Raw genomic sequence first — 25,883 nt, 5'->3', positions numbered from 1 at the left:
TATAACGTAATTATCGGAGCTCTCATGAAACCAGGTATTCACCCCACCTATCGCCCTGTTCTGTTCCACGACGTCGCTGCTGACGCCTACTGGTTGATCGGCTCGACGGTCGACACCGACAAGACTCGTCAACACAGCGATGGCAACACCTATCCCTACGTCACCCTGGACGTGTCCAGCGCCTCCCATCCCATCTATACCGGCCAGCAGCGCCAGGTCACCAGCGAAGGCCGTGTGGCTGGCTTCAACAAGCGCTTTGCAGGCTTCGCAGGAGCCAAGGCATGAAAGTAGTCGCCTCGCTTAAACAGGCCAAGTTGCGTCATCGCGACTGCCAGATCGTCAAACGTCGCGGCCGCATCTACGTGATCTGCAAGACCGAGCCGCGCTTCAAGTGCGTGCAGGGCCGGCCCAAGCCACAACGCAAGAACAAGGGATAAGTGCCTGCATCGCCATCGCGGCGCGATTGCAGCCATCTTTCCAAGGCCGCGTCGCAACAAGCACTCGCCGCAGGGCGCGGCTACAGTATCGAGGCGTGTGCAAAATCGACGGTTCGACACCATGCCGGTAGGAGCGTCGCCCTCGGCGCGAATGCGATGGTGGCCGTTCTCAACATCTGCGGCGCGACAACCATTCGCCCGCAAGCAGGCTCCTACAGTATCGAGGAGCCTGCAATATCGACGGTTCGACGCCATGTCGGTAGGAGCATCGCCCTCGGCGCGAAGCGATTTTCGGTCATCCCGCAGATGGCACCGCGACGACCAGGCCATGCGACAAGCATGGCCAACTCAACCTGCCACCTCCCCCAGCTCACGCAAATAACGCCAGGGATAGATACCGCGGTCGTGACCATCGTCGAACATCAGTTGCACACCATAGCCCTGGGCATGGATCGCCGTGATGCGTATGCCATCCGGCACCACATCGATACGCTGCGCCAACCGGGCCGCCCGGCATTTCGAGCATGGGCACGCAGCACGCAGGCGGCCATGGCCGAGCACCAGAACCTGCCCTTGCCCCCAATCCACGGTCAGCGTGGCTTGTGTGGCACTGTTGCGTACTGCGACGGGCGCCTGGTTCATGCTTTTTGCAGGCGCAACTGGCCGATGGCGATCCGCACGGCCTTGCGCACTTCCGGGTCGGCATCGTGCTCGACAGCCAGCAGTGCGGGCAGTGCCTGATCGTCGCCCAGTTCGCCAAGCGCCAGCGCGGACTCCTTGCGCAGGTTGCTGATGGCGTGCCCGAGCAATTCCACCAGCCCGTCATGCGCCGCTGCGAAGCGCAAGCGACCGAGCGAGCGCACCGCGCGCAGGCGCACCTGCCAGTAGCTGTCGCTCAGCGCCTCCAGCAGCGCGGGGCCGGCCGTCGCCTGGCCGACCTTACCCAGCGTGGTGGCTGCTTCTTCGCGCACCTGCCATTCACGATCCTTGAGCGCCGCCTTTAGAGCCGGCAGCACGCTGTCGTCGCTGGCCAGGCCCAAAGCGCCGGTTGCCGCACGGCGTACTTCGGTATCGCTATCGTCACTGGCCAGGCGCGCCAACAGGGGCAAGGCATCGCTTTGCTTGAGCCAGCCAAGAATGCCCACCGCCTCGCGACGCACGAAGGCATCGCTATCCTGCAGCGCCGCAACAGCGGTGGGTACGCTGTCGATCAGGCGCAACTCACGCAAGGCACGCAACGCGCTGGCGCGTACGAAGGCGTCGGCATGAACGGCCCAGGGCAACACCACACGGCCCGCCTCAGCGCTCTTCAGTTCGCTGAGGCTCTGCGCCGCCGCGCCGCGTACCCGGGCGTCGGCATCGGTCAGCGCCGCACAGAGCGCGTCGACCACCTCGGGCTCCTCCCAGGCTTCCAGCAGCCGCGCCGCTTCGGCCCGCACATCGGCAGAGCTGTCCCGGGTCAGCGCCTGGGTCAACCAGGGCAACGCCTCTGGTTCTTCCAGGTCGGCCAGTTCGATCAGAGCGATGCGTCGCACCCCGGCGTCGCCATCCTGCAGGCGCGGCAGCAGGTCGAGAATGTCGGGGTTGTCGGTGCTTATATCGTTGTTCGGGTTGGTCATAGCGCTACTCGCAATGGCGGATGTTCGGTAGGCAGGCCGAGCGGCGTCAGGCGCGGCAGCTCACGGCCTTCTTCATGGCGCAGCAATTCCAGACAGTGGCGCTTGAGTTGCACGAAGTCGGGACTGGTCAACAGGCCGGCGTGGCGTGGGCGACGGAAGTCCAGGCGCAAGTCTTCGATAAAGCGGCCCGGTCGCGGGCTCATCACCAAAATGCGATCGGCCAGGAACAGGGCTTCGTCGATGTCATGGGTGACGAACACCACCGTGGTGCGAACCCGGCCCCAGATATCCAACAACAACTCCTGCATCTTGCTGCGCGTCTGGGCGTCCAGGGCACCGAAGGGCTCGTCCATCAACAGCAGGCGTGGCCGGTTGATCAGCACCCGGGCGATTTCGGCGCGCTGCTGCATGCCGCCGGAGAGCTGATTGGGCCAGCGCGAGGCGAAATCCTGCAGGCCAACCAGGCCGAGGAATTCCCGTGCCCGCTGCCGCCGTTCCGCCTTGCCGACGCCCTGCATCTTCAGGCCGAAGGCGACATTGTCGAGCACGCTGCTCCAGGGCAACAGGGTGTGATGTTGGAACACTATGCCGCGCTGCGGCGACGGCCCTGCAACGGCCTGGCCGTCCACCCGCAAGGCGCCAGCGCTGGGCGTCAGGTGCCCGGCCAGGGCGCCAAGCAAGGTTGATTTGCCACAACCGGACGGGCCGAGAATGCACACGAACTCGCCCGCGGCGATGGAGAAATCCAGCGCCTGCACGGCGTCGAATGCCTGGGCGCCTTCGCCGAGACGGATGGTCAGTTTTTCGATGTCGATCCGTCCGGCCGACAGCACCGTTTCATGGATGCTCATCAGTGACGCCCTCCCGCGCGGTACCAGGGCGTCAGCAGACTGCCGAGGCGCTTGACCAACAGGCTGCTGCCCATGCCGAGCAGGCCGATCAGCAGCATGCCGACGATGATGTCCGGGTAGTTCTGGATGGTGTAGGACTCCCAGGTGTAATAGCCGATACCGAACTGCCCGGAGATCATTTCCGCAGTGACCAGGCAGAACCACGAAGTACCCATGCCGATCGCCAGGCCGGTGACGATGCTCGGCGCAGCGCCCGGCAGGATCACCTCACGAAGGATCGCCAGGCGCCCTGCCCCGAGGCTGCGCGCCGAGGCGACCAGGCGGGCGTCGACGCCTTCCACGCCATGGATGGTGTTGAGCAGCACCGGGAACAGCGCGCCGGTGAAGGTGATGAAGATCATCGACAATTCAGAGGAAGGAAACATCAGGATCGCCAGAGGAATCCAGGCCACCGCGGGAATCGGCCGCAGCACTTCAAGCGGCGGTAGCAGGCTGTCTTCGGCCCAGCGAGAACGGCCAATGGCGATGCCCAGGGCGACGCCCAGCACGGCGGCGATCAGGTAACCGGAAAACACCCGGCCGAGGCTGCTGCCGACGTGATCCCAGAGCCTGCTGGATTCGACCAGCGCCACGGCAGCGTCTACCACCGAGGCTGGCGTGGGCACGTAGGTAAAGGTCAGCAAACCGAAATCCAGGCGCGATTGCGTCGCCACCTGCCAGAAAAGCAGGCACAGGGCGAGCGAAGCCAGACGCAAGGGCCAGCGGTGTAGAGAAGTCATCATCAGGCTCCAGTGAAATGCTGCGCCACATGGGGCATGGCGCAGCAGGCCGATCAGCGGGCGGCTATCTGGCGCTGGTTGGCGCTGCCGAAGTCCAGCGCTTCACCGCCGTGAGCCTTGGCATAGGCCTGGGCCTGATCCTTGAGCAGGAAGGCGCTGAGTTCACCTTTGCCGTTACGCACGAACCAGGCCTGGTTGGCCAGCAGCTTGATGCCGCTATCAGCGGCCTGGGCGTAGATGGCGCGGATGTCCTTGCCCTCTTCCTCAAGTTGCGCCAGGGCTTTGAAGGCAGCCTCCGGCGAGGCGTAGTGGCGCACTTTGCTCTCGCCACGCACCCAGATCTGCGCCACACGCTTGAAGTCGGTGATCGGCTGGCCGGTCACTGCATCGTTGGCCTCTAACGGCAGTTGCGCGTAGTTGGCCAGCGCCTGGCCATAATCCCGCCCCTCGGCCTCGAAGGCGGCCTTGATGTACTGGTCATCGATGAATTGCTCGACGTTCAGGCCGCGGTCGGTCTTCTTCAGCAACTTGAGGGTGTCGATGGAGGTGGCAACCGCCTGACGGTATTCAGGCTTCCAGGTGAAATCGCGGGTCTGCAAACCCAGCGGACCGTGAAACAGGTAGTTCACCTCTGCCTCGATGCCGGTGACCTTTTCGATCAGCTCACTGTACTTCTCCGGCTCGGCAGCGAACAGGCGATCGGCCTCCAGGCCGGCGCGCAGATAGGCCGTGACGATCTCCGGGTACTTCTTGGCATAGTCGGCGTCCACCAGTGCGCCGTGCAGGGTCGGCGCGTCGGCCTGGGAGCCGTCGTAGATCTTGCGGGCAAAACCACGATTGGGGAACAGTTCGGCGAACGGCACGAAGTCGGCGTGGGCTTCGATGCGATTGCTGCGCAGCGCCGAGCCGGCGATCTCCGGCGCCTGAGCGATGATGCGCACGTCTTTCTGTGGGTCCCAACCCTGGGCGGCGACGGCGCGCAGCAGCATGCCGTGGGCAGTGGACGCGAACGGCACGGAAATGGTCTTGCCCTTGAGTTCGGCCAGCGACTGCACGCTGGATGCCGCCGGCACCACGATGCCGTTACCGCTGCCCTTGGTGCTGCCCGAGAGCACGGTGATGAACAGGCTTTGCTTGCCGGCGTCACGATGAGCCACACCGTTGAACGAACCGGGGAAATCGGCCATGGCGCCGAAGTCCAGTTTGCCGGCGACCATTTCATTGGTCAGCGGCGCGCCGCTGGTGAAGTTCTTCCACTCTACTTCGTACTTGGCGTCCTTGTACTTGCCGTCGCGCGGCAGGTATTTGTCGAGCAGGCCGAGCTCGCGGATCAGCAGGCCGCCGGTGGCGCAGTTGATGGTGGTGTCCTGGGTGCCGATAGCGATGCGGATGGTCTGCGCCTGAGCGGAAGCGGCAGCGATGGCCAGCGCGAGGCCGGCGATGGTAGTACGCAAGTGCATGGGTGTCTCCCCTCGAATCAATAGGTTTGGAATCGTCTCCGCCAGCCGGTCGGTGGTGGGAAACGAGGGGGTGTGGTGATCAGGCGTCCGGTGGTTGGCCGGATGGCGTGTTGCTTTTTCTTATGTTTGGTTGTGCATCCGTAGCCTGGGTTGAACGCAGCGATACCCAGATGAATGGCAACTCAGCGCAACAAATACGGAATCTCGACGCGCACCGCGTCGGTCGGGCAATCCTTCTCGCACGGCATGCAGTACCAACACTCGTCGAACGCCATGTAGGCCTTCTGGGTCGCCGGATTGATCGCCAGCAGGTCCATCGGGCAGACGTCGACGCACACGGTGCAGCCCTTGTGGGCGATGCACTTGTCTTCGTCGATGGTCACGGGGGCATTGCTGCGGAACAGGATTTCCTGGGGCTGGAAGCTCATATCACGGTGTCCTCGGAGCCTGCGGCTCTCGTATTTTTCTGCGTCTGATCAGCGACTCATCACGCCGCTTCGGTCTTCACCCGCAGGCGGTTGTAGGCCTGCTGCTCTTCGTCATCCAGCGGAATCAGGTAAGGCTCGACCGGCTTCTTGAAGCTGATCATCTGGCCGTGCTCGTCCTTTTTCAGGTGGCAATGCACGAACCACTCGGCGTCGTTGCGCTCGGGATGATCGACCCGGTGGTGGTACAAACCCCAGCGGCTTTCCTTGCGAAACAGCGAGGCGCGGGCGGCCATCTCGGCGCAGTCGCGGATCACGCTGACTTCCATGGCGCGCATCAGCTCGTGGGCGTTGTTGGCCTTCAGCTCGCTCAGATCCGCTTCGATGGCGGCAAAGCGCTGCAGGCCGATCTCCATCTTCCTGGTCACCTTGGGCGGCTGCAGGTAGTCATTCACGAAACGGCGCAGCTTGTACTCCACCTGGGCCGGCTGCAGGCCGTGCTCGCGGTTCAGCGGCGCGTAGACCCGCGCCCGCTCGGCGTCGATCTGCGCCTGATCCAGTGCGCTGTAGTCGCGCTCGGCGACGAAGTCGGCGGCGTTGTTGCCCGCGAACCAGCCGTAGGTAAAAGCGCCGAGCATGTAGTTGTGCGGCACCGCTGCCATATCGCCGGCCGAGTACAAACCCTTGACCGAGGTCTCGGCACGCTCGTTGACCCACACCCCGGAAGCACTATGGCCACTGCAGAAACCGATCTCGGAGATATGCATCTCGACCATGCTGGAGCGGTAGTCGGTGCCCCGCCCAGCATGGAACTGCCCGCGGCTGGGGCGCTCGTTGCTATGGAGGATTTCCTCGATGTTCTGGATGGTTTCCTCGGCCAGGTGATCGAGTTTGAGGAACACCGGGCCGTTGCCGCCTTCAAGTTCCTGATGGAACTCCCACATCATCTGGCCGCTCCAGTAGTCGCATTCGATGAAGCGCTCGCCCTTGTTGTTGGCGGTATAGCCCCCCAGCGGGCCGGTCACGTAAGCGCAGGCCGGGCCGTTGTAATCCTTGATCAGCGGGTTGATCTGGAAGCACTCCAGATTGGCCAGTTCGGCACCAGCATGATAGGCCATGGCGTAGCCATCGCCGGCATTGGTCGGGTTCTCATAGGTGCCCATCAAGTAGCCTGACGACGGTAGGCCGAGACGCCCCGCGGCACCACAACAGAGAATCACTGCCTTGGCCTTGATCACGTGAAAATCGGCGGTGCGGCAGTCGAAACCCATCAGGCCGTTGACCGAACCGTCGGCAGCGGTCAGCAAACGCGTGGCCACCAGGCGATTGGTGATGTCTACCCGGGCACGCTTGAGCTGGCGATACAGCACCTTCTTGATGTCGTGCCCTTCAGGCATCGGCAGCACGTAGGCGCCCATGTGGTGAACCTTCTTCACCGCATAGTCGCCTGTCTCGTCCTTCTCGAACTTGACGCCCCAGCGGTCGAGCTGCTCGATGGTTTCGAAGCTATGGGTGGCATAGGCGTAAACGGCGGCCTGGTTGACGATGCCGTCGTTGGCTACGGTGATTTCCTTGGTGTACTGCTCCGGCGTAGCGTGGCCGGGGATCACCGCGTTATTGAGGCCATCCATGCCCATGCTGATGGCACCGCTGCGCTTGACGTTGGCCTTGTCGACCAGCAGCACGCGCAGGTTCTTGTTGCGCTCCTTGGCTTTGATCGCCGCCATCGGGCCAGCCGTGCCGCCGCCGATGACGACGATGTCGTATTCCTGCTCCAGGGTGTCGATGCTCATGACTGGGCGCCCTTCTGTCGGTCGATGCGCAGGCGATACTGGAAGGCATCGCCGCGGTAATAGAGGTGTTCGAAATCCAGTGGTGTGCCGTCGGCGGTGTGGGTCAGGCGCTCGATACGCATGATCGGCGCGCCCTCTTCCACATTCAGCGCCTGGGTCAGGTCACTGTCGGCAAGCACCGCGTCGATGGCCAGATAGGCATGGCCGAGAGCGATGCCACAGTCGTTTTCCAGAATCAGGAAGATGTCACGGGTCACCAGATCCGCCTTCTCGAGCCTTTCGCCGACGGCATGGGGCAGCCAGGTGATCTCCAGGGAGATCGGCTCGCGGTTGATCAGCCGCACCCGGCGGATTTCCGTGACGGTGCGGCCCTCCGCCACTTGCAGGCGCTCGGCCACCAGGGCCGAGGCCGGGACATGGCGCAGGCTGCGCAGCTTGTTGAGTACCTCGTAGCCCATCTGTTTCATCGACTCGCCCAGCCCCTGCAGCGTGCTGACGTTCTGGAAGGCCTTGGGCTTGGCCACGAAGGTGCCCTTGCCATGGATCTTGAAGATCAGCCCTTCCTTCTGCAGGTCGCCCAGTGCCTGGCGCACGGTAATGCGGCTGACGCCATAGGTCTGGCCCAGTTCGGCTTCCGAGGGCATGCGGCTGTGGGGCGCGTAGCTGCCATCAAGAATGCGCGCACGCAGCAATTCCTTGAGCTGGCTGTAAAGGGGAACGGGCGATAGAGGGATGAGCTGAGACATCTGTATCCTTTTTGATCGACTTGTCATAACAAGTAGTGACAAGAAAATAACGAAAAAGCCCAAGCTCAGGAAATATTGATATCGAATAAGCATATGGCAGCCGGTATGGACGCCAGCAGTTGGAAACAAGCCTTTCCCCGGCGGACAGCGGTGCGAGATCGCACCGCGAAGACCTGTAAGGTGAAAGTGCCAACAACGCTTACGCACAAGGCGCGGTTCTAGCCTGCGTAGTCGCCGCGGTTCGGCAGAATGCCGGTTGATCACAGGCGACGCCAGCGGGGTATGGTCTGGACACCGGAGCCATGCGTCAGCCGATGGAGGTCCGCTTGATGGTGCTAGACAAACCCGCTGCAACTCGCTGGATCAAGCCCGGCTTCCATCACAACGTGTGGTCATAGAGAATCGCCGCGCCCACGCCGATCAGAACCAGGCCACCGAGGATTTCCGCCTTGCGGCCGATCGCGGTGCCGATCAGGCGCCCGAGCATCACGCCAATGGTGACCATGGTCATGGTTGCCAGGCCGATGGCCAGCGCCGCAACCCAGATGTTCACATCGACGAAAGCCAGGCCGACGCCCACGGCCAGCGCGTCGATGCTGGTGGCGAACGCCGTGGCGGCCAGCAGCCAGAAGGAATGCGAGGTGGGTTTGTCTGCTTCGCCGTCGCCGCTCTCGGGCTGCAAGCCTGCGTAGATCATGTGGCCGCCGAGCACCAGCAACAAGGTAAAGGCGATCCAGTGATCCCACTGCTCCACATAGCCCGCCGCGGCCTGGCCGATGAACCAGCCGACCACAGGCGTGATGGCTTCGATCACACCGAAGATCAGACCGGTGCGCAGGGCATCGAGAAACCTGGGTTTGTGCAGGGAGGCGCCCTTGCCGACAGCCGCGGCGAAGGCATCGGTGGACATGGCGAAGGCCAGCAAGACAAGAGAAAGGAAACTCACGGTTACGTCTCGGTCGGGCTATGAGTCAATGACGGATACACGCGCCCGACCTCAGGCACGTATCAGTCATTGGTCTCACCAACCGAAAGGTGTTCGTACCACGGCTGCTGCCGAGAATGTTGATACGAACGCTGCCGAGCGAACCCGGAAGCAGGCTACTCCCCAAAGAGGCCCGCACTTTACTCAAAAGCGCAGCGCGAAAAAACCATTTTTTCTGCCGGGAAATCGCTTGCCAGGGCGGGCAAGGCTTGTCCGGGACAGGCGTGCACGCTGTCGACGGGCCAGCGCAGGATAAAACAGGGGCCGCACGGCCCCAAGGGGCGGCTCGACGAGCCGCCATCCGCAAGAGTCAGCCGGTGACGCAGCCGTTCGGCTTGCGCCCGGCGAACACCTCGACCAGGCTGGCGACAACCATCTCGCCCATGCGCGTGCGCGTCTGCACCGTGGCGCTGGCGCGGTGCGGCTGCAGCACCACCCGCTCGAGCTCGAACAGCTCGCCCGGTACCCGGGGCTCGTCGGCGAACACGTCCAGCCCGGCCCCGGCGATCTGCCCGCTCTGCAGCGCGGCGACCAGGGCCGGCTCGTCGACCAGCTTGCCGCGGGCGATATTGATCAGGTAGCTGTCGCGCCCCAGGGCCTGCAGCACCTCGGCATTGACGATGGCCTCGCCCTTGTCGGCCGCCGCCGCCAGGATCAGTGCATCGCTGTCACGGGCCAGGCTCGGCAGATCGGCCACGAAGGTGTGCGGCACGTCGCCCATCGCGTGCAGGTCGGTGTAGCTGATCGGGCAACCGAAGGCCGCCGCGCGGGCGGCTACCGCGCGCCCCACCCGGCCCATGCCGACGATACCGATACGCATGCCGGAAACCTGCCGGGCCAGGGGCAGCGGCACCAGCGGCGTGGCGCTTTTCGCCCATTGGCCGCTGCGCACGTAGCGGTCGCCGGTGCTGATGCCGCGACACAGGTCGATCAGCAGGCCGATGGCCAGGTCGGCGACGTCTTCGGTCAGTGCGCCAATGGTGGCGGTGACCTGAATGCCACGGTCACGGGCATAGGCCAGATCGATCGCATCGGTGCCCACGCCGTTGACCGCCACCACTTCGAGCTTCGGCAGCTGCGCCATCAGCGCCTGGCTGATGCCGGTATGCCCGCCGGTAATCACCCCGCGGATAGTGGCGCCGTGCTGCGCCAGGTAGGCGGCCTTGTCGGCCTGCTCGTGGTAACGGCGAATGGTGAACAGCTCATCGAGCTGGGCGCGGATCTCGGGAATCAGAATGGGGCTGAGCTGCAGGACTTCTGGTTTCATGGGTACCTCGATTGGTGTCTTGGGCAGGTCGTTCAGCCACGCCCGACAAAGGGCATGTTGGTGGCCATCACGGTCATGTTCAGCACGTTGGCCGACAGCGGCAGCGCAGCGATGTAGCGCACCGCATCGGCGACGTGGCCGACGTCGACCATCGGCTCGACGGCGATCTCGCCATTGGCCTGGCGCACGCCCCTGGTCATGCGCACCGACAGCTCGGTCAGGGCATTGCCGATGTCGATCTGGCTGCAGGCGATGCCGAATTCGCGACCATCCAGCGCCAGGGACTTGGTCAGCCCCAGCACCGCATGCTTGCTGGTGGTGTAGGCGCTGCTAAGGGGGCGCGGCGTGTGCGCCGAGATCGAGCCGTTGTTGATGATCCGGCCGCCCTGGGGCGACTGCTTGCGCATCAGCCGGAACGCGCCACGGGCGCAGAGGAAAACGCCATTGAGGTTGGTGTCGATGACGTTGCGCCACTGCTCGACATCCAGCTCGTCCAGCGTCACGGCCGGCGTGTTGACGCCGGCGTTGTTGAAGATCACGTCGAGCCGGCCATGGACCTCCTCGACGCTGGCGAACAGGGCGTCGACGCTGGCCGGGTCACGCACATCGGTCGGCACCGCGATGGCGGCCTGGCCGCGGCTGCGGGCCGCCTCGACCATCGCCAGCAGCGGCTCGGGCCGGCGCCCGGCCAGCACCAGGGAAAAGCCATCGGCCATCAGCGCTTCAGCCACGGCCTTGCCGATGCCGCTGCCGGCCCCGGTGACCAGGGCTACCTTGTTCAGGGATTGTGGGGACATGGGTGGATCTCCTCGGTGAACGGTTCACGACCTGTAGTCATGCCGATACGAAATGCTGAGAACCCATGGGGGAACGGGCCATGACCGTGATTTCGCGCGCATGGCGCGCTCCCACAGGTATCGATTGAGCAAACTCTAAGGACGACTGCCCACGCGCATGTCCAGCTCGGCCACGCCGTCGATACCGGCACTGATCACATCGCCCGGATTCAGCGGCCCGACGCCATGGGGCGTGCCGGTCATGATCAGGTCACCGGCGCGCAGCGGCACCAGGCGTGACAGCAGGCTGATCACCTCGCTGACCGAGAAGATCTGCGCCTGCAGCGTGCTGCGCTGGCGTTCCTGGCCATTGATGCTCAGCCACACAGCGCCCTGCTCCGGGTGGCCAACCTGGGTGACCGGTACCACGGCGCTGATCGGCGCAGCGCCTTCGAACACCTTGGCCATTTCCCAGGCCATGCCGGCGTTCTTCACGCGCATCTGGATATCGCGGCGGGTCAGGTCGAGGCCGGCGGCGTAGCCCCACACGTGCTGCAGGGCATCGGCCTGGTCGATGGCGGCGCCGGCCTTGCCGATCGCCACCACGAATTCGATCTCATGGCAGAACTCGTCCGTCATTGGCGGGTAGATCACCTCGCCCACCGCTTCGACCACGGCGCTGGCCGGCTTCATGAAGAACACCGGTGCATCGGGTTTTACGTCGCTGGCGCCCGGCCAGGGGTAGTTGCGCCCCACGCAGAACACGCGGCCCACCGGAAAGCGCTCGGCGCTGCCGGCGACCGGCAGGCTCACCTGGGGTTCGGGGGTAAACACATAGGAAGTGCAAGTCATTGTTGTTGGACTCCTGTCTGGAGCGCTCAGCCTAAAGCCGGCTGAGCGCGAGAAGTTGGACGAAAGCCGCTTCGTCTTGGAGAAAACCGGCCAATTGCCGCTCAGCGCGCCTGCAACTGGATGCGATACAGCCGGCCCAGCAGCAGCGAGTACGACAGCGTGCCCATCAGCGCCACACCGCCGATGAACCAGAAGGCCATGGCGAACGAGCCGGTAGCCTGCACGATGGCGCCGATCACGATGGGCGTGACGATGCCGCCGATGTTGGCCGCCAGGCTGGTGACGCCGCCGGTGAGGCCGATCAGCTCCTTGGGCGCGACCTCGGATACCGCGGCCCAGGAAGAGGACGCGATGCCCTGGGCGAAGAACGCCAGGGTGAGGATGGCGATGCACAGCACGTTGGAGTCGGTGAAGTTGACCAGCACGATCGACATGCCGAGCATCGAGCCCACCACCAGCGGCAGCTTGCGGGCGAAGGACAGCGAGTAGCCGCGGCGAATCAGCAGATCGGAAACGATCCCCGCCAGCAGGATGCCCACCGTGGCCCCAATGAACGGCATGACCGCGAAGATGCCGACCTTTATGATGGTCAGGTTGCGCTCCTCGATCAGGTAGGTCGGGAACCAGGTCAGGAAGAAGTACAGCGCCGAGGTACTGGCGAACTTGCCGATGCAGATCGCCCATACCTGGCGGTAGCGGAACAGCTCGGCGACCTGCCGCCAGTTGAACTTGGTGCGCTGCTGGCTGCTCTTGGCCAGGGCGCCGCCCTCCTCGATGTACTGCAGCTCCTCCTTGCTGACCTTCTTGCAGTTCATCGGGTCGCGGTACAGGTACAGCCAGATCACCCCGAAGACGATGCCCGCCGCGCCGGTGGTGTAGAAGATGTGCCGCCAGTCGTAGGTGGTCGCCAGCCACAGCAGCGCGCCGGTGAACAACGCGGTGCCCAGGTACTGGCCACATACGTAGATGCTGCTGGCCATGCCCCGCTCGCGAGCCGGGAACCACACCGTCACCGCCCGGCTATTGGCAGGGAAGGCCGGCGCCTCCATGGCGCCGACCGCCAGGCGCAGGCCGAACAGCGCACCGAAGCTGCTCACCAGGCCCTGGCAGACGGTGACCGCCGACCAACTGATCAGCGACACGCCATAGGTCAGCCGCGAGCCGAAACGGTCGGCGACGAAGCCCGCCGGTACCAGGGCCAGGGCATAGGTCCAGGCGAACGCCGAAAAGATCAGGCCCATCTGGATCTTGTCCAGGCCGAGGTCCTCGGCCATGAATGGCGCGGCGATGGAGATGTTCACCCGGTCGACGTAGTTGATGATGGTCGCGATCAGCAGCAGCGACAGCATGAACCAGCGCCGCCGGGTCGGCAGACGGCGCGGTACGGCGGCACCGATGGCACCGGGGTGCTCGGCAGGAGCGGCCTGGGAGGTGGGAATGCTCGACATGGGTGACCTCTTGTAATTGGAATATCGAGTTTTTCGGGTGAGCACGTCCTGCACCCGCGGGTAACCGGGGTGGGCGTGGTCGGGGACGAGGGTTAGAAGACGCTTTCGTGCAAAGTCAGCTCGTGCGCGCTGGGCACGACGTCAAGCATGGAGGTGGATGGGCACTTGGCCATGAAGCGGGACGCGGGATCATCGAGCTGCACCTGTGCTTGTTTTTGGATGGGATGTCGCTGTGCATGCCCACAAGGTGATCGTACAACTTACTTAAATCAATATAGTCGTTAGATCGATTTTTCCGGTGCGTTACATCCCGAATGAACCAGTCCAAAAAATCCTGCCGCCACGCAGCGCTCATGAAATCCACCATTAAGCCCTGAAAATACCATTGCAGAGCGGCCCAAGGCCGATCGACCGGTTTCCCACCTTTTGGACAGAGGCTGATAGCCAGGGGCAGGCAACTTATCGGCAGCAGGACGGCAGATCATCGTACAACATCCTTGCCAGAGCCCTCGGCCGGCAGCCAATATGACGCGAAACATTCGCGATAGAGAGCAGGTCGATGTCGTCACTGGGTCAGGTTCCTACCTATTTCATGCAGCAGCGTAGCGAGCTGACGGACTTCTATATCCGTGACAAGAAAGGCCGCCGCGCGGAAACCGCGCCCCACCGCCACGAGTATTTCCAGGTGCAGATCAACCTCGGCGGCGATACCGTGCAGCACATCGGCAACGTCGAACGGCCCTTCCCACGCAACACCCTGGCCTTCATCCTGCCGCACCGGGTGCACGTGATCCCCCACCCGCCGGAAAGCAGTTTCATCGTCATCAATTTTTCCCAGACCTTTCTGCTGCCGCACTTGCAGTGCGACCCGATGGATCTGGAAGACGTGTCCATTCTCCTCGCCCCCGAGCTGTCGCCCTTCCGCTTCCAGCAGCACCTGGACTTCACCCTGGACGATGCCCATTTCGCCCAGGTCCGCACGCTGATCGAACAGATGCGCGAGCTGGACGTCAGCCGCCAGTTCGGCGTGCGGGAAATCCTCAAGGGTCTGATGCTGCAACTGATCGGTCTGGTGTGCCGGCTCTACGCCGAGCCACTCAAGCAACTGGCGGAAAGCAACGCCGCCCAGGCGAGCCGGCGTGACGCCCTGGGCCGGATGTCCGAATACCTGCGCCGCAATATCGCCGACCCGGACCTGAACCTGAAGAAGGTGGCGGCCGCCACCTACCTGTCACCAAGCTACCTGACTCACTGGCTGCGCAAGGAAGTCGGCAAGACCTTCAGCGACATGGTGCTGGAGCGGCGCATGCACGCCGCGCGCAACCACCTGCTCAACGGCAGCAAGCCCGTGGGCGAAGTGGCGCGTTTGTGTGGCTTCGCCGACGAGGCCTACTTTTCCAGGCGCTTCCGGCAGATCCACGGCCTGCCGCCCGGCCAGTTCCGTCGCCAGCAACTGAACCCGGACACGCCGCAGATCCCCTTTACCGACTAGGTGGCGCTGGCCGCCTGGGCGATGCGCAGATGGCGTACGTAGAGCACGCCCCAGGTCAGCCCCAGCAGCGCCGAGGCCAGCGACCCCAGCAGCACGCCCAGCTTGGCGGCAGCCAGCAGGTTGGCATCGCTGAAGGCCAGGTTGGCGATAAAGATCGACATGGTGAAGCCGATCCCCGCCAACAGGCCGATCAGGGCCACACCGCGCCAGGACACGTCGGCTGGCAAGCGGCACAGGCCGAGTTTGACCACCAGCCAGCTGACGCTGATCACCCCGACCGGCTTGCCCACCAGCAACGCGACGGCCACGCCCATCATCACCCAGTGCGAGGTACTCGACGACAGGTCGGTGCCACCCAGGCTCACCCCGGCGTTGGCCAGAGCGAACAACGGCATTAGGCCGAAGGTGACCCAGGGATGCAGCGCCAGTTGCACGCGCACCACCGGCGGCAGCAGTTCGCGCTGGGCCAGGCGCAACTCGCGCAGCGCCTGGGCGGCCTCGTTGGAGGCCACCGCCGTGCCGCTGTCATCCTCCAGCTCGCGGGCGATACGGCCGACGGCATCACGGGGCAGCTCGCGGGTCGGCAGGCACATCACCGGCGTCATCAGGCCGAGAATCACCCCGGCGAGCGTCGGGTGCGCACCGGTCATCAACAAGCCGCCCCACATCAGCGCACCTGGCAGCACGTAGGCATAGGCCGAGCCGATGCCGATGCGCTGCAGCCCCAGCACTGCCAGCGCACCCACACCGGCCAGGGCAAAACCGCTGTAGTTGAGGCCGTCGGAATAGAACAGCGCGATCAGGATCACCGCGATCACATCGTCGATCACCGCCAGGGTCAGCAGGAAAATGCGCACGCCCGAGGGAATGCCCTTGCCCAGCAACGCCAGCAGGCCAACGGCAAAGGCGATATCGGTTGCCGCCGGAATCGCCCAGCCGTGCAAGCCGGCGCCCTTGAGATTGAGGCTGGCGTAGATCAGTGCTGGCATGATGACGCCGCCGCAGGCGGCAGCAATGGGCAACGACGCCTGACGCAGATCGGCCAGGGCACCGTCATGCATCTCGCGGCGGATCTCCATGCCGACGACCAGGAAGAACAGGGTCATCAGGCCATCGTTGATCCAGAAGTGCAGCGACTGGGAGAAGCCGAAGCTGCCGAAACCGAACGACACCGGCGCATGCCAGAGCGCGTGGTAGCTCTCGGCGTAGGGCGAGTTGGCCCAGATCAGCGCGGCGGCGGTAGCCAGCAGCAGCACCACGCCACTGAAGGCTTCACGATGAAGCAGGTTGCGAATGCAGGCGAAGGCATGCTCAGCCAAACGCTGGGCACGGGGAACATCCTGAAAAGACGGGCGTGATTTCATGGGCGAAAAGGCTCCGCGTGGCGGCCCGACCAACGCTAGTAAACCTGTCTCGCCGCACCATGCGGCTGACACCCGGCCGCCATCCTACACAGGAGTCCGCTTCGCGCACCAGCCCCGACGGCCATGAAATGGCCGCTGCACGGGCCTGGTCTTGCGGCGCTTGCCCCGCGCCGCCAGGGCGGGTCAGCGGCCGGTTTTGATCCGCGTCCATTCGCGGGTGATGATCCGCTGGATCGCTGCGGGCAGGTCGGCAGATACGTACAGCTTGGCGATCACGTCATCCGCCGGGTAGATGCCCGGATTGTCCCGCACGCTGGGCTCCAGCAGCGCGGTGGCATCCTTGTTGGGATTGGCATAGCCCACGTAGTCGCTCACCGGGGCGATGACCTCCGGGCGCAGCAGGTAGTTGATCAGCGCGTGGGCGCCCTCGGCGTTACGGGCATCGCGGGGAATGGCGAGCATGTCGAACCACAGGTTGGCGCCCTCTTTCGGGATCACGTAGCGGATATCCACGGATTTACCGGCATCGCTGGCACGACTCTGGGCCTGCATCACATCACCGGAATAGCCCACCGCCAGACAGATGTCGCCGTTGGCCAGGTCGGAAATATAGCGCGACGAATGAAAGTAGGTCACCGAAGGGGCCAGCTTCTGCAACAGCGCCGAGGCCTTGGTGTAGTCGTCGGGTTGGTGGCTGTTGGGATCGAGACCCAGGTAATGCAGCGCCTGGGGGATGATCTTTACCGGCGCATCGAGAAAGGCCACGCCGCAGCTGCGCAGCTTGGCCAGGTTGTCGGCATTGAACACCAGCTCCCAGGAGTCCACCGGGGCGCCCTCGCCCAGTACCGCCCTGACCTTCTCGACGTTGTAGCCGATGCCGACCGTGCCCCACATGTACGGCACCGCATGCTTGTTGCCCGGGTCGGCAGCCTCCAGCCGCTGCATCAGGCGCGGGTCGAGGTGCGGCCAATTTGTCAGCTTGGCGCGATCGAGGGGCTGATACACCTGGGCGCGAATCTGCTTGGACAGGAACTGGCTGGATGGCACCACCAGGTCATAGCCCGAATGCCCGGAGAGCAGCTTGGCTTCGAGCATCTCGTTGGTTTCGAAAACATCGTAGGCGACGGCGATGCCCGTCTCCTTCTCGAAATTCTTCAGGGTGTCGGGGCCCATGTAGTCGGACCAGTTGTAAAAATGCACCTGTTTGTCGTTACCCTGGGCGAAGGTGCAGGCGACGAGGCTGAGACTGGCGAACAGCAGCTTGGTCATGATCGTTCCTTGTCGAGTGGGCGGCAGCTTGCAGGCGCGGTTGGCGCGCATTGTCATCTGCAGTCATTACCCGCCATGGGGCGGGCAGGCATCAACGGCAGCCATGCCTGGAAAGCAGGAACTATGCCGGGAGACCCCACTTACTGTTCTAGTAGAGGGCGCGAAAAATACAAACCGTTCGCTATCGCTTACCGCTCTCCAGGCGACCACCAGGCCCCCTCGCCTGCCTGCCGGCAGCTGCCGTCACCGGGTGCCGATATCGCCCCGCGACGGCAGCCTCCGTCTAATCTCCGCCACCGCCACCGCCACCGCCACCGCCACCGCCACCGTCGCCACCTTCACAGCCGAAATCACCACAGGCACGGTGATCATTGATGATGGTGTTGCCGGGGCCGCTGGAACAGCTCGAGTTGCCAGCCTCGCGGTGCCGGGAGGGGCGCTTCTTGCGCAAGAACCCATACAGAAAACGCAGGGCAAGCGCGGCCAATACCCCCACGCAGATCCAGAGGGTCACATGGTCGAACCAGTTGCCTTGAATGATCATCGCCGACTCCTGCCGTTGGCCCTGCCTCGATACTACGCCGTTAACGCCTCGTGTGGTCGGTGGGGCGTACGCCGCAACGTTGGCCGGTCAGCCACCGCGCCTTTTCGGTCAGGCACCATGGAGCCATAGATGGGCTCGCGCTGAAACCGGAACAGACCCTAGGGTGGTGAATTAACCGCAATGTATCCCGGCGTTCATGGTCGATCTAGATTCCGGCGCCTGACACCTCAGCGCCACCCACCAGGACCCTGGGGACCCATGAAGTACGCAACGTTTTGCCCGCTCGCCACAGTCGGCCGGTTTTGCCGCGGCCCCGCTACCGCGCTTGCAGTGGCCGTCAGCCTTGTGCTCCTCGCCGGCTGCGCAGCCAATGAGGACAGCCAGGACGAGGCGGTTTCGAACGATTCGCCCCTCGTCTCGACCAGTACCAAGCTGGCCCCGCTCGATGAACGGGACATCGCCGCTTACCCCTTGAAGGGGGAGCTGATATGCGCCTTTTCGGTGGGGCGCAACACGCTGTTATACGCCGCAGGCAACGTCGCCTCCCAGGCTGACGCTGAGGCAATCGTGAAATTCGCCGATCAGGTGATGGCGGTGCAGGCGCCCGGTGGCTTCGATCAGATGCTGCATGGCACGACATTCAAGGGTGAACGACTGGTAGTCGAGGTGAAACTCACCGAGCAGCCTGGCAAGGCCGAGGGTGATGGCGCTTCTGCCTATCCGTCCGCCACGCTCACCTACATTCGCAACGACAGCGCGTTGCGCTCGGAGCGAGGCAAGTGGGAGTGCGGGCCGTAGGCGCTTCACATGGATGGACCGCTGCCGCTAGCGCAGCAACCCCGCCAGCAAGACCCGCAAGCTGGCGATCGCCTGTTCCGAGGCCTGATAGGGTTCGCCTCCAGCAGCGCCTGGGTACTGTTGGTGGTACTAACCAGGCAGGCTCGCCCAGAACCGCATGGCCGGCACCGCGCTTTCGGTGCCGGTCTGTAGGCCCCGATCATTGGCTCGATTTCCTGGGTTGGCACCTAAATACGGTGCGCCAGGCCGCGCATTTCATCGGCAACCATCGAGAAATCGCGGCCATGCTGCCGGCACTTGCCGCTTCGATCGCCGCGTTCCGGTTCTGCATCACACGATTGCTTTGCGTGATCGCCCGGGCGGCTGCAAACGGCTGGCTTCGTCCTTGCCACTGACGCTAATGGTTTTGGTCAGATCGCTCTCGGCAATACGCTTCGCGCTGAGTATGGCTTCGTTGATGGCCCCGGATATCGAACGGCTCAGCGTACGCCACCGGATGAAAATTACAGATTCAGCAATCCGCCGCCATCCGAGCCAGGGCATTAAACGCGCGCGTTCAACTGTTTCGATGGGTCAATGGCCGGCTCGCGGCATACCAACCCTGCCCGGTTAGAAGTTCCGGTAAGCGCGTGTTCCCTACGTGAAGAACAGGCAAGGCACCTGCGAAAGGAAAATCCATTTCGTGGATTGACTTGTCCCTGGTTAATGCCCGCTGACCGCCGCGCAACACAGGTGACGTGTCGAACATCATATATACCAAAATGAACTATAAATAGGATTTATTATTATTTTTTACAAGTCAGCCTTGGTCTTATAAGTGCCTTACAGCAAACACATAAAGCGACTCCACGATGTTCGACGCCCAGCCATCCACACGCCGTATCAGTTGTTCAAGTGCGCTTTGCATCAGCGCCGCCATCACGACGCCGGGAAATGCCCCTGGAGCAACAGCGGCCCAACTGTTGCCGAGCAAACAGGCGTTCAACAAATTGCCCGTCTCGGCAGCAGCCCGCTATTACAGCTCAACTGCCCTACCCGCCAGCACCGCACGTTCGGGCGCTTGGTATAGCGATTGCTCAGGTGCTCTACCGCAAGTAACCACTCTAAAGGGATAGCTGATGAGCACTAGATCAAAAGTCGTCACGAGCGCAGCCATGAGCCCGCACAGCATTTGCCAGGAAGGCCAGCCAGCGAGGGACATCGCGTGAGAACCAGCATACAACCCGCCGTACTCAGTCCGTTGCAGACCGCCCGCCGCTTGGCTGCCGAGTTCGCCGAAACCGCCGTCGAGCGAGACGAAGCCGGTGGCACGCCCAAGCAACAGCGCGACGCCATTCGCCAGAGCGGCCTGCTGTCGCTGAGCATTCCCACGCAATTCGGCGGCCTTGGCGCAAGCTGGAGCGAAACCCTCGGTGTGGTACGCGAATTCGCCAAGGTGGACAGCTCCATCGCCCATGTCTTCGGTTTCCAGCACCTGATGCTGGCCACCGTGCGCCTGTTTTCCCGCCCGGATCAGTGGCAGCCCTGGTTCGAACAGACAGCCCGCAAGAACTGGTTCTGGGGCAATGCGCTCAACCCGCTGGATACCCGCACCGTGGTCAAGACCTTCGATGGCTGGCGTGAGTTCTCCGGCAAGAAGAGCTTCTGCTCCGGCGCCAGCGACTCGGAAATGCTCATCGCTTCGGCCGTCGACGAGAGTGCCGGCGGCAAGCTGCTGATCGCCGCCATTCCCAGCGGCCGCACCGGCATCACCCTGCACGGCGACTGGAACAACATCGGCCAGCGCCAGACGGACAGTGGCAGCGCCAGCTTCGAGCGGGTGCGTGTGGAAGAGAACGAACTGCTGCTCGACCCCGGCCCGCTGAGCACGCCGTTCGCCTGCCTGCGCCCGCTGATCGCCCAGCTGCATTTCGCCCACATTTTTCTTGGCGTCACCGAAGGCGCCCTGGAAGAAGCCCGCCAGTACACCCTCAAGGAAGGCCGGCCCTGGTTTCGCTCCAAGGCGCAGCACGTCAGCGAAGATCCTTACGTGCTGCGCCACTACGGCGAGTTCTGGGTGGGCCTGGAAGGCGTTCGGTTGCTGGTGGAGCGCGCCGCAGCGCTACTCGATGAGGCCTGGCACAAGGAGCACGCATTGGGCGCCGAAGAACGTGCACAGCTGGCCTTGGCCATCGCCACGGCCAAGGTCGCGGCGATACGCACCGGCCTGGATATCTGCAGCCGCCTGTTCGACGTGACCGGCGCCCGTGCCACCCACGCCTCACTGCGGCTGGACCGCTACTGGCGCAACCTGCGTACCCAGAGCCTGCACGACCCGGTGGACTACAAGCTCCACGAACTGGGTGAGTGGGCACTGAACCAGACGCGCCCTACACCCTCTTTCTACTCATAGGGATGCCCATGCAACTGCTGACTCTGCCCCCCTCGCCGACACTGGCTACCTCGATCCGGGCAACCGCGCAGGTCTTCGAAGACCCTAGATCGCAGGCGCTGCTCGCCCACTTGCAACAGGTCGCACCCAGCGAAGCCAGTGTCCTGATCATTGGCGAGACCGGCACGGGCAAGGAGTTGGTCGCCCGCCATATCCATAACCTCAGCGGCCGGCGCAACGGCCCCTTCGTCGCGGTCAACTGCGGCGCCTTTTCCGAGTCGCTGGTCGAGGCAGAGCTGTTCGGCCATGAGAAAGGCGCCTTTACCGGCGCCCTGGCGGCCAAGGCTGGCTGGTTCGAAGAGGCCAATGGCGGCACGCTGTTTCTCGACGAGATCGGCGATCTGCCCATGGCCATCCAGGTCAAGCTGCTGCGCGTGTTGCAGGAGCGCGAGGTCGTGCGCCTGGGCTCACGCAAGAGCATCCCGATCAACGTGCGCGTGGTCGCTGCCACCAACGTGCAACTGGACAAAGCCATCGGCGCCGGCAATTTCCGTGAGGACCTGTACTACCGCCTCAACGTCGTCAGCCTGCAGCTCTACCCGCTGCGCGAGCGGCCTGGCGACATCATGCCGCTGACCCGGCACTTCATCAAAACCTACTGCAACCGCCTGGGTTACGGCGAGGTATGCCTGACGCCCGAGGCCGAGCGCAAGCTGGTCAGCTACGACTGGCCGGGCAATATCCGCGAGTTGGAGAACGTCATCCACCACACCTTGCTGGTGTGCCGTAACGGCCTGGTACAGGACGACGATCTGCGCTTGTCGCACCTGCGCATCGAGCGCCAGGACCAGCCGCAAGCCGCCGCTGAAAGTGCCGACGAGCAGTTGTTGCGTGCCCTCCACCGTCTGTTCGAAGAGCAGGCCGGTGGCCTGCACGAAAAGGTCGAGGACAGCCTGCTGCGTGCCGCCTACCGTTTCTGCCACTGCAACCAGGTGCACACCGCCAGCCTGCTGGGCCTGAGCCGCAACGTCACCCGCGCGCGGCTGATCGCCATCGGCGAACTGGTGGTCAACCGACGCAGGCCGGACACCCCCACACACCCCAATCGGGCGGTACAGCTATCGATATAAGAAGCCGGCGCCCATCGGCTCACTACCTACCTTGCGTTGCCTCAACCACAGCAACGAGGAAAACATGATGAGTCTCGACATATTCTGGTTCCTGCCCACCTCTGGCGACACCCGCTACCTGGGTCACTCCGGCAGCGGCCGTCCGGCCACCAACGCCTACATGCGGCAGATCGCGGTAGCTGCCGACCAGCTCGGCTACGACGGCTTGCTGATTCCCACCGGCGCCAGTTGCCTCGATCCCTGGGTCACCGCTGCCAGCCTGGTACCGGTCACCCAGCGCATCAAACTGCTGGTGGCGCTGCGCACGTCGCTGGGCAACCCCACTGCTTCAGCCCGCCAGGCCGCCAGCCTGGATCAGGCCAGCGGCGGTCGTCTGCTGCTCAACGTGGTGCCCGGCGGCGATGCCACCGAACTGGAAGCCGACGGCGTGTTCCTCGCCCACGACGAGCGCTATGAAGCCTCCGATGAGTTCCTGAGCATCTGGCGTCGCCTGCTGCAGGGCGAGAAAGTCGACTTCGACGGCAAGCACCTCAAGGTACGCGGCGCACAGAACTTCTTCGAGCCGGTACAGAAACCCTACCCGCCGCTGTACTTCGGCGGCTCTTCACCTGCCGCCCATGAACTGGCGGCCAAGCACGTCGACGCCTACCTGACCTGGGGCGAACCACCGGCCGCCGTGGCCGAGAAGATAGCCGACGTTCGCGCCCGCGCCGCCAAACAGGGCCGTACCGTGCGCTTCGGCGTGCGCCTGCACGTGATCGTGCGCGAAACCGTTGATGCGGCCTGGGCCGCTGCCGACGAGCTGATCAGCCATCTGGACGAAGCCACCATCGCCGCCGCCCAGGCCAACTATGCCAAGATGGACTCCGAAGGCCAGCGGCGCATGGCCGCGCTGCACGGCGGCGACCGCAACAAGCTGGAGGTCGCACCCAACCTCTGGGCCGGCGTCGGCCTGGTGCGCGGCGGCGCCGGTACCGCCCTGGTGGGCGATCCGGAAACGGTCGCTGCACGCCTGCGGGAATATGCGGATCTGGGCGTCGACAGCTTCGTGCTGTCCGGCTACCCGCATCTGGAGGAAGCCTACCGCTTCGCCGAACTGGTGTTCCCGCTGCTGCCCGGCAAGGGCAAGGTCACCGTCGAAGGCGCGTTCACCGGCGGTGCCTTCGACGTGCGTGCCGGCAAGGAGAACGTCGCATGAAGGTCATCGATCTGCGCTGTCGCCCAGCCTACCTGCACCCCTTCTTCGGTGGCGCACCGGGCTCGCCCGAACATGACGTCGCCCGTTGGCTCAACCGCCGCGTCGGCACCCGCGGCGCGGACGATCACTTCGAGCGCTCGCTAACGCCTGAAGGTTTCCTGGCCGAAGTGCGCGAGGCCGGCCTGCACAAGGCCGTGGTGGTTGGCCGGCACACGCCGAGCCAGCACCTGCCCAACGATACGATCCACGGCATCGTCCATGGCCACGACGAACTGCTCGGTATCGGCGCGGTGGAGCCGGCGCTGCAAGGTATCGACGGCGCCCTGAAGGAAATCGACCACGCCATCGACGTGCTTGGCCTGGCCGGCATCGACCTGGAACCCGGCTTCGGCGACCCGGCGCGGCACCCGGACGATCCGCTGTACTGGCCGATCTACGAGCACCTGCAGAAGCGCGGCATCCCGCTGTTTCTGATGAGTGGCCCGACCACGCCGGATCCGAGCTACAACGACCCCGCGCGCCTGGCCGCCGTCGCCCGTGCGTTCCCGGCGTTGCAGATCGTGGTCTACCACGGCTACTGGCCCAACGTTCAGCAGGCCATTGGCGTGGCCTTCCGCTACGAGAACATCCACCTGGTGCCGGACATGTACCTGTTCCTGCCCGGCAGCGAAGGCTACGTACAGGCCGCCAATGGCTTCCTCGCCGAGCAGCTACTGTTCGGCTCGTCCTACACCTTCCGCCCAATCCGCCAGAGCATCGAGGATGCCCAGCGCCTGGGGCTGAAGGATGAGGTGGTGGAGAAGTTCTTCAGCGGCAATGCCGAGCGCTTGTTCAAACTTGTCTAGGCACTCTACGACAAGCTCTTGATGAAATGAACTGGCCGAGGCATCCGCCTCGGCCAGCCCTATCCCATCAGCCTTCCTGGCTGCAGTCACGCGGGGTGATACCCTTCTCCTTGGCGTATTTTTGCGAAGAGGCCTCGATGATCGGCCGCAACAGCGCGCGGTCGGCCTGCACCCAGTCGCTGATCAGGTTCCATTTCTGCCCGTCCCACTGCTGGAAACGCACCGCGCCGCCACCTTCGTGGTCAGAACAGGACAGTTTCAGCGGCTGCACCAAGCCCTTGGCACCGAGTGCCTGCAGGCGTGCATCATCCAGGTTAAGATTCTCGAAGCCCCAACGCACCTGCTCGCCACTGAGCGGCTGCTTGCCGAACTTCTCCTGGGCCAGGCGTAGCGCCTCGACGTTGAGGATGCCGTTGACCACCCCCAGGTTGTAGTACACGGTGCCGAAGCGCCTGGGATCGGCCAGGTCACCCTGCCCCTTGTCCACCACGTCCTGCTTGATGCCTTGCAGCACCGGGAAGTCGGTGCCGGACGGGTGTGTGGTGATGGAGATGAAACCCTTGGCGGCGGCGCCGGCAGGTGCGGCGTCCTCTTCGGAGTTGCTCCAGATGTTGCCGATGATGTGGTCAGCCGGGAAACCGACCTTCTGCGCGGTTTTCAATGCCACCGGGTTCATCACGCCCCAGCCGCGCAGGATCACCCAGTCCGGTTTCAGTCGGCGGATGTTCAGCCACTGCGATTGCTGTTCGTTGCCTGGGTGTGGCACTTCCAGCAGGGTCAGCTCGAAGCCGTATTTGTCGGCCAGGGTCTGCAGCACCTCGTTGGTTTCCTTGCCGTAGGGCGAGCCGTGGTAAAGCGTGACGATCTTCTTGCCCTTGAGGCCCTGCTCGCCGCCGGCCTGCTGGCCGATCCAGTTGACGATGGCCGAGACCTCGGAATACGGATTGAGCTGCAGCGGGAAGGCATAGGGAAACACGCTGCCGTCGGTGGAGTCGGTACGCCCGTGGTTGATGGTGATCAGCGGCAACTTGTCGGCCGTGGAGCGATCCAGCGTGGCGTAGGCGATGCCCACCGACAGCGGATTGGTGGCCGCCGCCGGCGCGCCGTTGAGCCCACCCTTGAGGCGCTCGTAGCACTCCACACCCTTCTCCACCACGTATTCGGTTTCGCACTCGCTCCAGGTCAGCTTGACCCCATTCACGCCGCCATTGGCGTTGACGTACTTGAGGTAGTCGATGAAACCGCCGAAGAAGCCGGTGCCGCCGGCGGCATAAGGCCCGACGCGGTAGCTTTGCAGCGGGAAGTACTGTTCGTTGGCCGCCTGCACGGTGAGTGCGCCAGTGGCAAGGGTAACGGCCAGCGCAAGGCGGCCGAGGACGGATCGGGTCGACATCGTGGTTATCCTTTGCAAATCAGAAGGCAGTTTTTGTGGCG

At 63.9% G+C, this 25,883-nt stretch carries 25 protein-coding genes and 1 riboswitch; of the genes, 8 read left to right on the top strand and 17 right to left on the bottom strand.

Features of this window, described 5'->3' with window-relative positions; translation table 11 throughout:
* Positions 1-24: 24 nt before the first annotated feature.
* Together K8U54_RS23355 and ykgO are read left to right on the top strand one after the other, a co-directional pair.
* On the top strand, positions 25-285 hold the full coding sequence (locus K8U54_RS23355) for a type B 50S ribosomal protein L31 (RefSeq protein WP_249908041.1): 261 nt from the start codon (positions 25-27) through the stop codon (positions 283-285).
* Positions 282-437, top strand: a complete 156-nt coding sequence (gene ykgO / locus K8U54_RS23350) for a type B 50S ribosomal protein L36 (RefSeq protein WP_042552546.1) — start codon at positions 282-284, stop codon at positions 435-437. The genes K8U54_RS23355 and ykgO overlap by 4 nt, the downstream gene beginning before the upstream one ends.
* 348 nt (positions 438-785) lie before the next feature.
* Here the strand turns inward: ykgO and K8U54_RS23345 are convergent, their stop codons facing one another.
* The 13 genes from K8U54_RS23345 to K8U54_RS23285 form a co-directional block, all read right to left on the bottom strand.
* Complete coding sequence (locus tag K8U54_RS23345) at positions 786-1,079, bottom strand: DUF971 domain-containing protein (protein ID WP_249908040.1); 294 nt, start codon at positions 1,077-1,079, stop codon at positions 786-788.
* Entirely contained in the window at positions 1,076-2,056 is a 981-nt protein-coding gene (locus K8U54_RS23340; protein WP_249908039.1) for a HEAT repeat domain-containing protein, read from the bottom strand. The genes K8U54_RS23345 and K8U54_RS23340 overlap by 4 nt, the downstream gene beginning before the upstream one ends.
* A complete protein-coding gene (locus tag K8U54_RS23335; RefSeq protein ID WP_249908038.1) occupies positions 2,053-2,907 on the bottom strand; it encodes an ABC transporter ATP-binding protein in 855 nt (284 codons plus the stop codon). The genes K8U54_RS23340 and K8U54_RS23335 overlap by 4 nt, the downstream gene beginning before the upstream one ends.
* Complete coding sequence (locus tag K8U54_RS23330) at positions 2,907-3,689, bottom strand: ABC transporter permease (protein WP_249908037.1); 783 nt, start codon at positions 3,687-3,689, stop codon at positions 2,907-2,909. The genes K8U54_RS23335 and K8U54_RS23330 overlap by 1 nt, the downstream gene beginning before the upstream one ends.
* 50 nt (positions 3,690-3,739) lie before the next feature.
* The gene (locus tag K8U54_RS23325) at positions 3,740-5,146 is read right to left on the bottom strand and encodes an ABC transporter substrate-binding protein (protein WP_218548301.1); all 1,407 of its coding nucleotides are present in this window, start codon (positions 5,144-5,146) and stop codon (positions 3,740-3,742) included.
* Positions 5,147-5,328: 182 nt separating this feature from the next.
* On the bottom strand, positions 5,329-5,574 hold the full coding sequence (locus tag K8U54_RS23320; RefSeq protein WP_075961002.1) for a 4Fe-4S dicluster domain-containing protein: 246 nt from the start codon (positions 5,572-5,574) through the stop codon (positions 5,329-5,331).
* Between the two features lie 59 nt (positions 5,575-5,633).
* On the bottom strand, positions 5,634-7,358 hold the full coding sequence (locus tag K8U54_RS23315; RefSeq protein ID WP_249910504.1) for a fumarate reductase/succinate dehydrogenase flavoprotein subunit: 1,725 nt from the start codon (positions 7,356-7,358) through the stop codon (positions 5,634-5,636).
* 2 nt (positions 7,359-7,360) lie between these two features.
* Positions 7,361-8,110 (bottom strand): GntR family transcriptional regulator, encoded by a 750-nt coding sequence (locus K8U54_RS23310; protein ID WP_249908036.1) that lies wholly within the window; start codon positions 8,108-8,110, stop codon positions 7,361-7,363.
* A 379-nt stretch (positions 8,111-8,489) separates the two neighbouring features.
* Entirely contained in the window at positions 8,490-9,020 is a 531-nt protein-coding gene (gene mntP / locus K8U54_RS23305; protein ID WP_434060045.1) for a manganese efflux pump MntP, read from the bottom strand.
* Between the two features lie 40 nt (positions 9,021-9,060).
* Positions 9,061-9,227, bottom strand: a riboswitch (yybP-ykoY riboswitch).
* A 178-nt stretch (positions 9,228-9,405) separates the two neighbouring features.
* The gene (locus K8U54_RS23300) at positions 9,406-10,362 is read right to left on the bottom strand and encodes a 2-hydroxyacid dehydrogenase (protein WP_249908034.1); all 957 of its coding nucleotides are present in this window, start codon (positions 10,360-10,362) and stop codon (positions 9,406-9,408) included.
* A 32-nt stretch (positions 10,363-10,394) separates the two neighbouring features.
* Positions 10,395-11,159: an SDR family oxidoreductase gene (locus K8U54_RS23295; RefSeq protein WP_249908033.1), complete on the bottom strand. Its 765-nt coding sequence runs from the start codon at positions 11,157-11,159 to the stop codon at positions 10,395-10,397.
* Between the two features lie 135 nt (positions 11,160-11,294).
* Positions 11,295-11,990 carry a fumarylacetoacetate hydrolase family protein gene (locus tag K8U54_RS23290; RefSeq protein WP_249908032.1) on the bottom strand — a complete coding sequence of 232 codons (696 nt, stop codon included), beginning with the start codon at positions 11,988-11,990 and terminating at the stop codon, positions 11,295-11,297.
* Positions 11,991-12,091: 101 nt separating this feature from the next.
* Positions 12,092-13,438, bottom strand: coding sequence for an MFS transporter (locus K8U54_RS23285; RefSeq protein WP_249908031.1), 1,347 nt, complete (start codon positions 13,436-13,438; stop codon positions 12,092-12,094).
* Positions 13,439-13,997: 559 nt separating this feature from the next.
* Here K8U54_RS23285 and K8U54_RS23280 point away from each other — a divergent pair.
* Positions 13,998-14,930 carry a helix-turn-helix transcriptional regulator gene (locus K8U54_RS23280; protein ID WP_249908030.1) on the top strand — a complete coding sequence of 311 codons (933 nt, stop codon included), beginning with the start codon at positions 13,998-14,000 and terminating at the stop codon, positions 14,928-14,930.
* Here the strand turns inward: K8U54_RS23280 and nhaA are convergent.
* The 3 genes from nhaA to K8U54_RS23265 form a co-directional block, all read right to left on the bottom strand.
* Positions 14,927-16,294 carry a Na+/H+ antiporter NhaA gene (gene nhaA, locus K8U54_RS23275; RefSeq protein WP_249908029.1) on the bottom strand — a complete coding sequence of 456 codons (1,368 nt, stop codon included), beginning with the start codon at positions 16,292-16,294 and terminating at the stop codon, positions 14,927-14,929. The two genes, K8U54_RS23280 and nhaA, sit on opposite strands and share 4 nt — an antisense overlap.
* Before the next feature lie 183 nt (positions 16,295-16,477).
* A complete protein-coding gene (locus tag K8U54_RS23270; protein ID WP_249908028.1) occupies positions 16,478-17,563 on the bottom strand; it encodes a polyamine ABC transporter substrate-binding protein in 1,086 nt (361 codons plus the stop codon).
* A gap of 283 nt (positions 17,564-17,846) precedes the next feature.
* Positions 17,847-18,107 carry a hypothetical protein gene (locus K8U54_RS23265; protein WP_249908027.1) on the bottom strand — a complete coding sequence of 87 codons (261 nt, stop codon included), beginning with the start codon at positions 18,105-18,107 and terminating at the stop codon, positions 17,847-17,849.
* 258 nt (positions 18,108-18,365) lie between these two features.
* On the opposite strand from K8U54_RS23265, the gene K8U54_RS23260 reads away from it, so the two are divergent.
* The 5 genes from K8U54_RS23260 (at position 18,366) to K8U54_RS23240 (ending at position 24,449) form a co-directional block, all read left to right on the top strand.
* Positions 18,366-18,905: a hypothetical protein gene (locus K8U54_RS23260; RefSeq protein ID WP_249908026.1), complete on the top strand. Its 540-nt coding sequence runs from the start codon at positions 18,366-18,368 to the stop codon at positions 18,903-18,905.
* Positions 18,906-20,109: 1,204 nt separating this feature from the next.
* Positions 20,110-21,297 carry an acyl-CoA dehydrogenase family protein gene (locus K8U54_RS23255; RefSeq protein WP_249908025.1) on the top strand — a complete coding sequence of 396 codons (1,188 nt, stop codon included), beginning with the start codon at positions 20,110-20,112 and terminating at the stop codon, positions 21,295-21,297.
* An 8-nt stretch (positions 21,298-21,305) separates the two neighbouring features.
* Positions 21,306-22,406 carry a sigma-54 interaction domain-containing protein gene (locus K8U54_RS23250; RefSeq protein WP_249908024.1) on the top strand — a complete coding sequence of 367 codons (1,101 nt, stop codon included), beginning with the start codon at positions 21,306-21,308 and terminating at the stop codon, positions 22,404-22,406.
* Positions 22,407-22,473: 67 nt separating this feature from the next.
* The gene (gene ssuD / locus K8U54_RS23245; protein ID WP_249908023.1) at positions 22,474-23,604 is read left to right on the top strand and encodes an FMNH2-dependent alkanesulfonate monooxygenase; all 1,131 of its coding nucleotides are present in this window, start codon (positions 22,474-22,476) and stop codon (positions 23,602-23,604) included.
* Positions 23,601-24,449, top strand: a complete 849-nt coding sequence (locus tag K8U54_RS23240; protein ID WP_249908022.1) for an amidohydrolase family protein — start codon at positions 23,601-23,603, stop codon at positions 24,447-24,449. Before ssuD ends, K8U54_RS23240 begins: the two co-directional genes overlap by 4 nt.
* Positions 24,450-24,516: 67 nt before the next feature.
* On the opposite strand, the gene K8U54_RS23235 is transcribed toward K8U54_RS23240, so the two are convergent.
* Entirely contained in the window at positions 24,517-25,842 is a 1,326-nt protein-coding gene (locus K8U54_RS23235; RefSeq protein WP_249908021.1) for an ABC transporter substrate-binding protein, read from the bottom strand.
* Positions 25,843-25,883: the final 41 nt, after the last annotated feature.

The sequence above is a fragment of the Pseudomonas fulva genome (genome assembly GCF_023517795.1).
GTDB lineage: Bacteria > Pseudomonadota > Gammaproteobacteria > Pseudomonadales > Pseudomonadaceae > Aquipseudomonas > Aquipseudomonas fulva_D.
The sequence above is the reverse complement of the archived record's forward strand: the minus strand, read 5'-3'. Positions and strand labels throughout refer to the sequence as shown.

Coding starts and splice junctions, on each gene's coding strand:
- K8U54_RS23355 (WP_249908041.1), top strand. CDS start 25: ATGAAACCAGGTATTCACCCCACCTATCGCCCTGTTCTGTTCCACGAC.
- ykgO (WP_042552546.1), top strand. CDS start 282: ATGAAAGTAGTCGCCTCGCTTAAACAGGCCAAGTTGCGTCATCGCGAC.
- K8U54_RS23345 (WP_249908040.1), bottom strand. CDS start 1,079: ATGAACCAGGCGCCCGTCGCAGTACGCAACAGTGCCACACAAGCCACG.
- K8U54_RS23340 (WP_249908039.1), bottom strand. CDS start 2,056: ATGACCAACCCGAACAACGATATAAGCACCGACAACCCCGACATTCTC.
- K8U54_RS23335 (WP_249908038.1), bottom strand. CDS start 2,907: ATGAGCATCCATGAAACGGTGCTGTCGGCCGGACGGATCGACATCGAA.
- K8U54_RS23330 (WP_249908037.1), bottom strand. CDS start 3,689: ATGATGACTTCTCTACACCGCTGGCCCTTGCGTCTGGCTTCGCTCGCC.
- K8U54_RS23325 (WP_218548301.1), bottom strand. CDS start 5,146: ATGCACTTGCGTACTACCATCGCCGGCCTCGCGCTGGCCATCGCTGCC.
- K8U54_RS23320 (WP_075961002.1), bottom strand. CDS start 5,574: ATGAGCTTCCAGCCCCAGGAAATCCTGTTCCGCAGCAATGCCCCCGTG.
- K8U54_RS23310 (WP_249908036.1), bottom strand. CDS start 8,110: ATGTCTCAGCTCATCCCTCTATCGCCCGTTCCCCTTTACAGCCAGCTC.
- mntP (WP_434060045.1), bottom strand. CDS start 9,020: ATGTCCACCGATGCCTTCGCCGCGGCTGTCGGCAAGGGCGCCTCCCTG.
- K8U54_RS23300 (WP_249908034.1), bottom strand. CDS start 10,362: ATGAAACCAGAAGTCCTGCAGCTCAGCCCCATTCTGATTCCCGAGATC.
- K8U54_RS23295 (WP_249908033.1), bottom strand. CDS start 11,159: ATGTCCCCACAATCCCTGAACAAGGTAGCCCTGGTCACCGGGGCCGGC.
- K8U54_RS23290 (WP_249908032.1), bottom strand. CDS start 11,990: ATGACTTGCACTTCCTATGTGTTTACCCCCGAACCCCAGGTGAGCCTG.
- K8U54_RS23285 (WP_249908031.1), bottom strand. CDS start 13,438: ATGTCGAGCATTCCCACCTCCCAGGCCGCTCCTGCCGAGCACCCCGGT.
- K8U54_RS23280 (WP_249908030.1), top strand. CDS start 13,998: ATGTCGTCACTGGGTCAGGTTCCTACCTATTTCATGCAGCAGCGTAGC.
- nhaA (WP_249908029.1), bottom strand. CDS start 16,294: ATGAAATCACGCCCGTCTTTTCAGGATGTTCCCCGTGCCCAGCGTTTG.
- K8U54_RS23270 (WP_249908028.1), bottom strand. CDS start 17,563: ATGACCAAGCTGCTGTTCGCCAGTCTCAGCCTCGTCGCCTGCACCTTC.
- K8U54_RS23265 (WP_249908027.1), bottom strand. CDS start 18,107: ATGATCATTCAAGGCAACTGGTTCGACCATGTGACCCTCTGGATCTGC.
- K8U54_RS23260 (WP_249908026.1), top strand. CDS start 18,366: ATGAAGTACGCAACGTTTTGCCCGCTCGCCACAGTCGGCCGGTTTTGC.
- K8U54_RS23250 (WP_249908024.1), top strand. CDS start 21,306: ATGCAACTGCTGACTCTGCCCCCCTCGCCGACACTGGCTACCTCGATC.
- ssuD (WP_249908023.1), top strand. CDS start 22,474: ATGAGTCTCGACATATTCTGGTTCCTGCCCACCTCTGGCGACACCCGC.
- K8U54_RS23240 (WP_249908022.1), top strand. CDS start 23,601: ATGAAGGTCATCGATCTGCGCTGTCGCCCAGCCTACCTGCACCCCTTC.
- K8U54_RS23235 (WP_249908021.1), bottom strand. CDS start 25,842: ATGTCGACCCGATCCGTCCTCGGCCGCCTTGCGCTGGCCGTTACCCTT.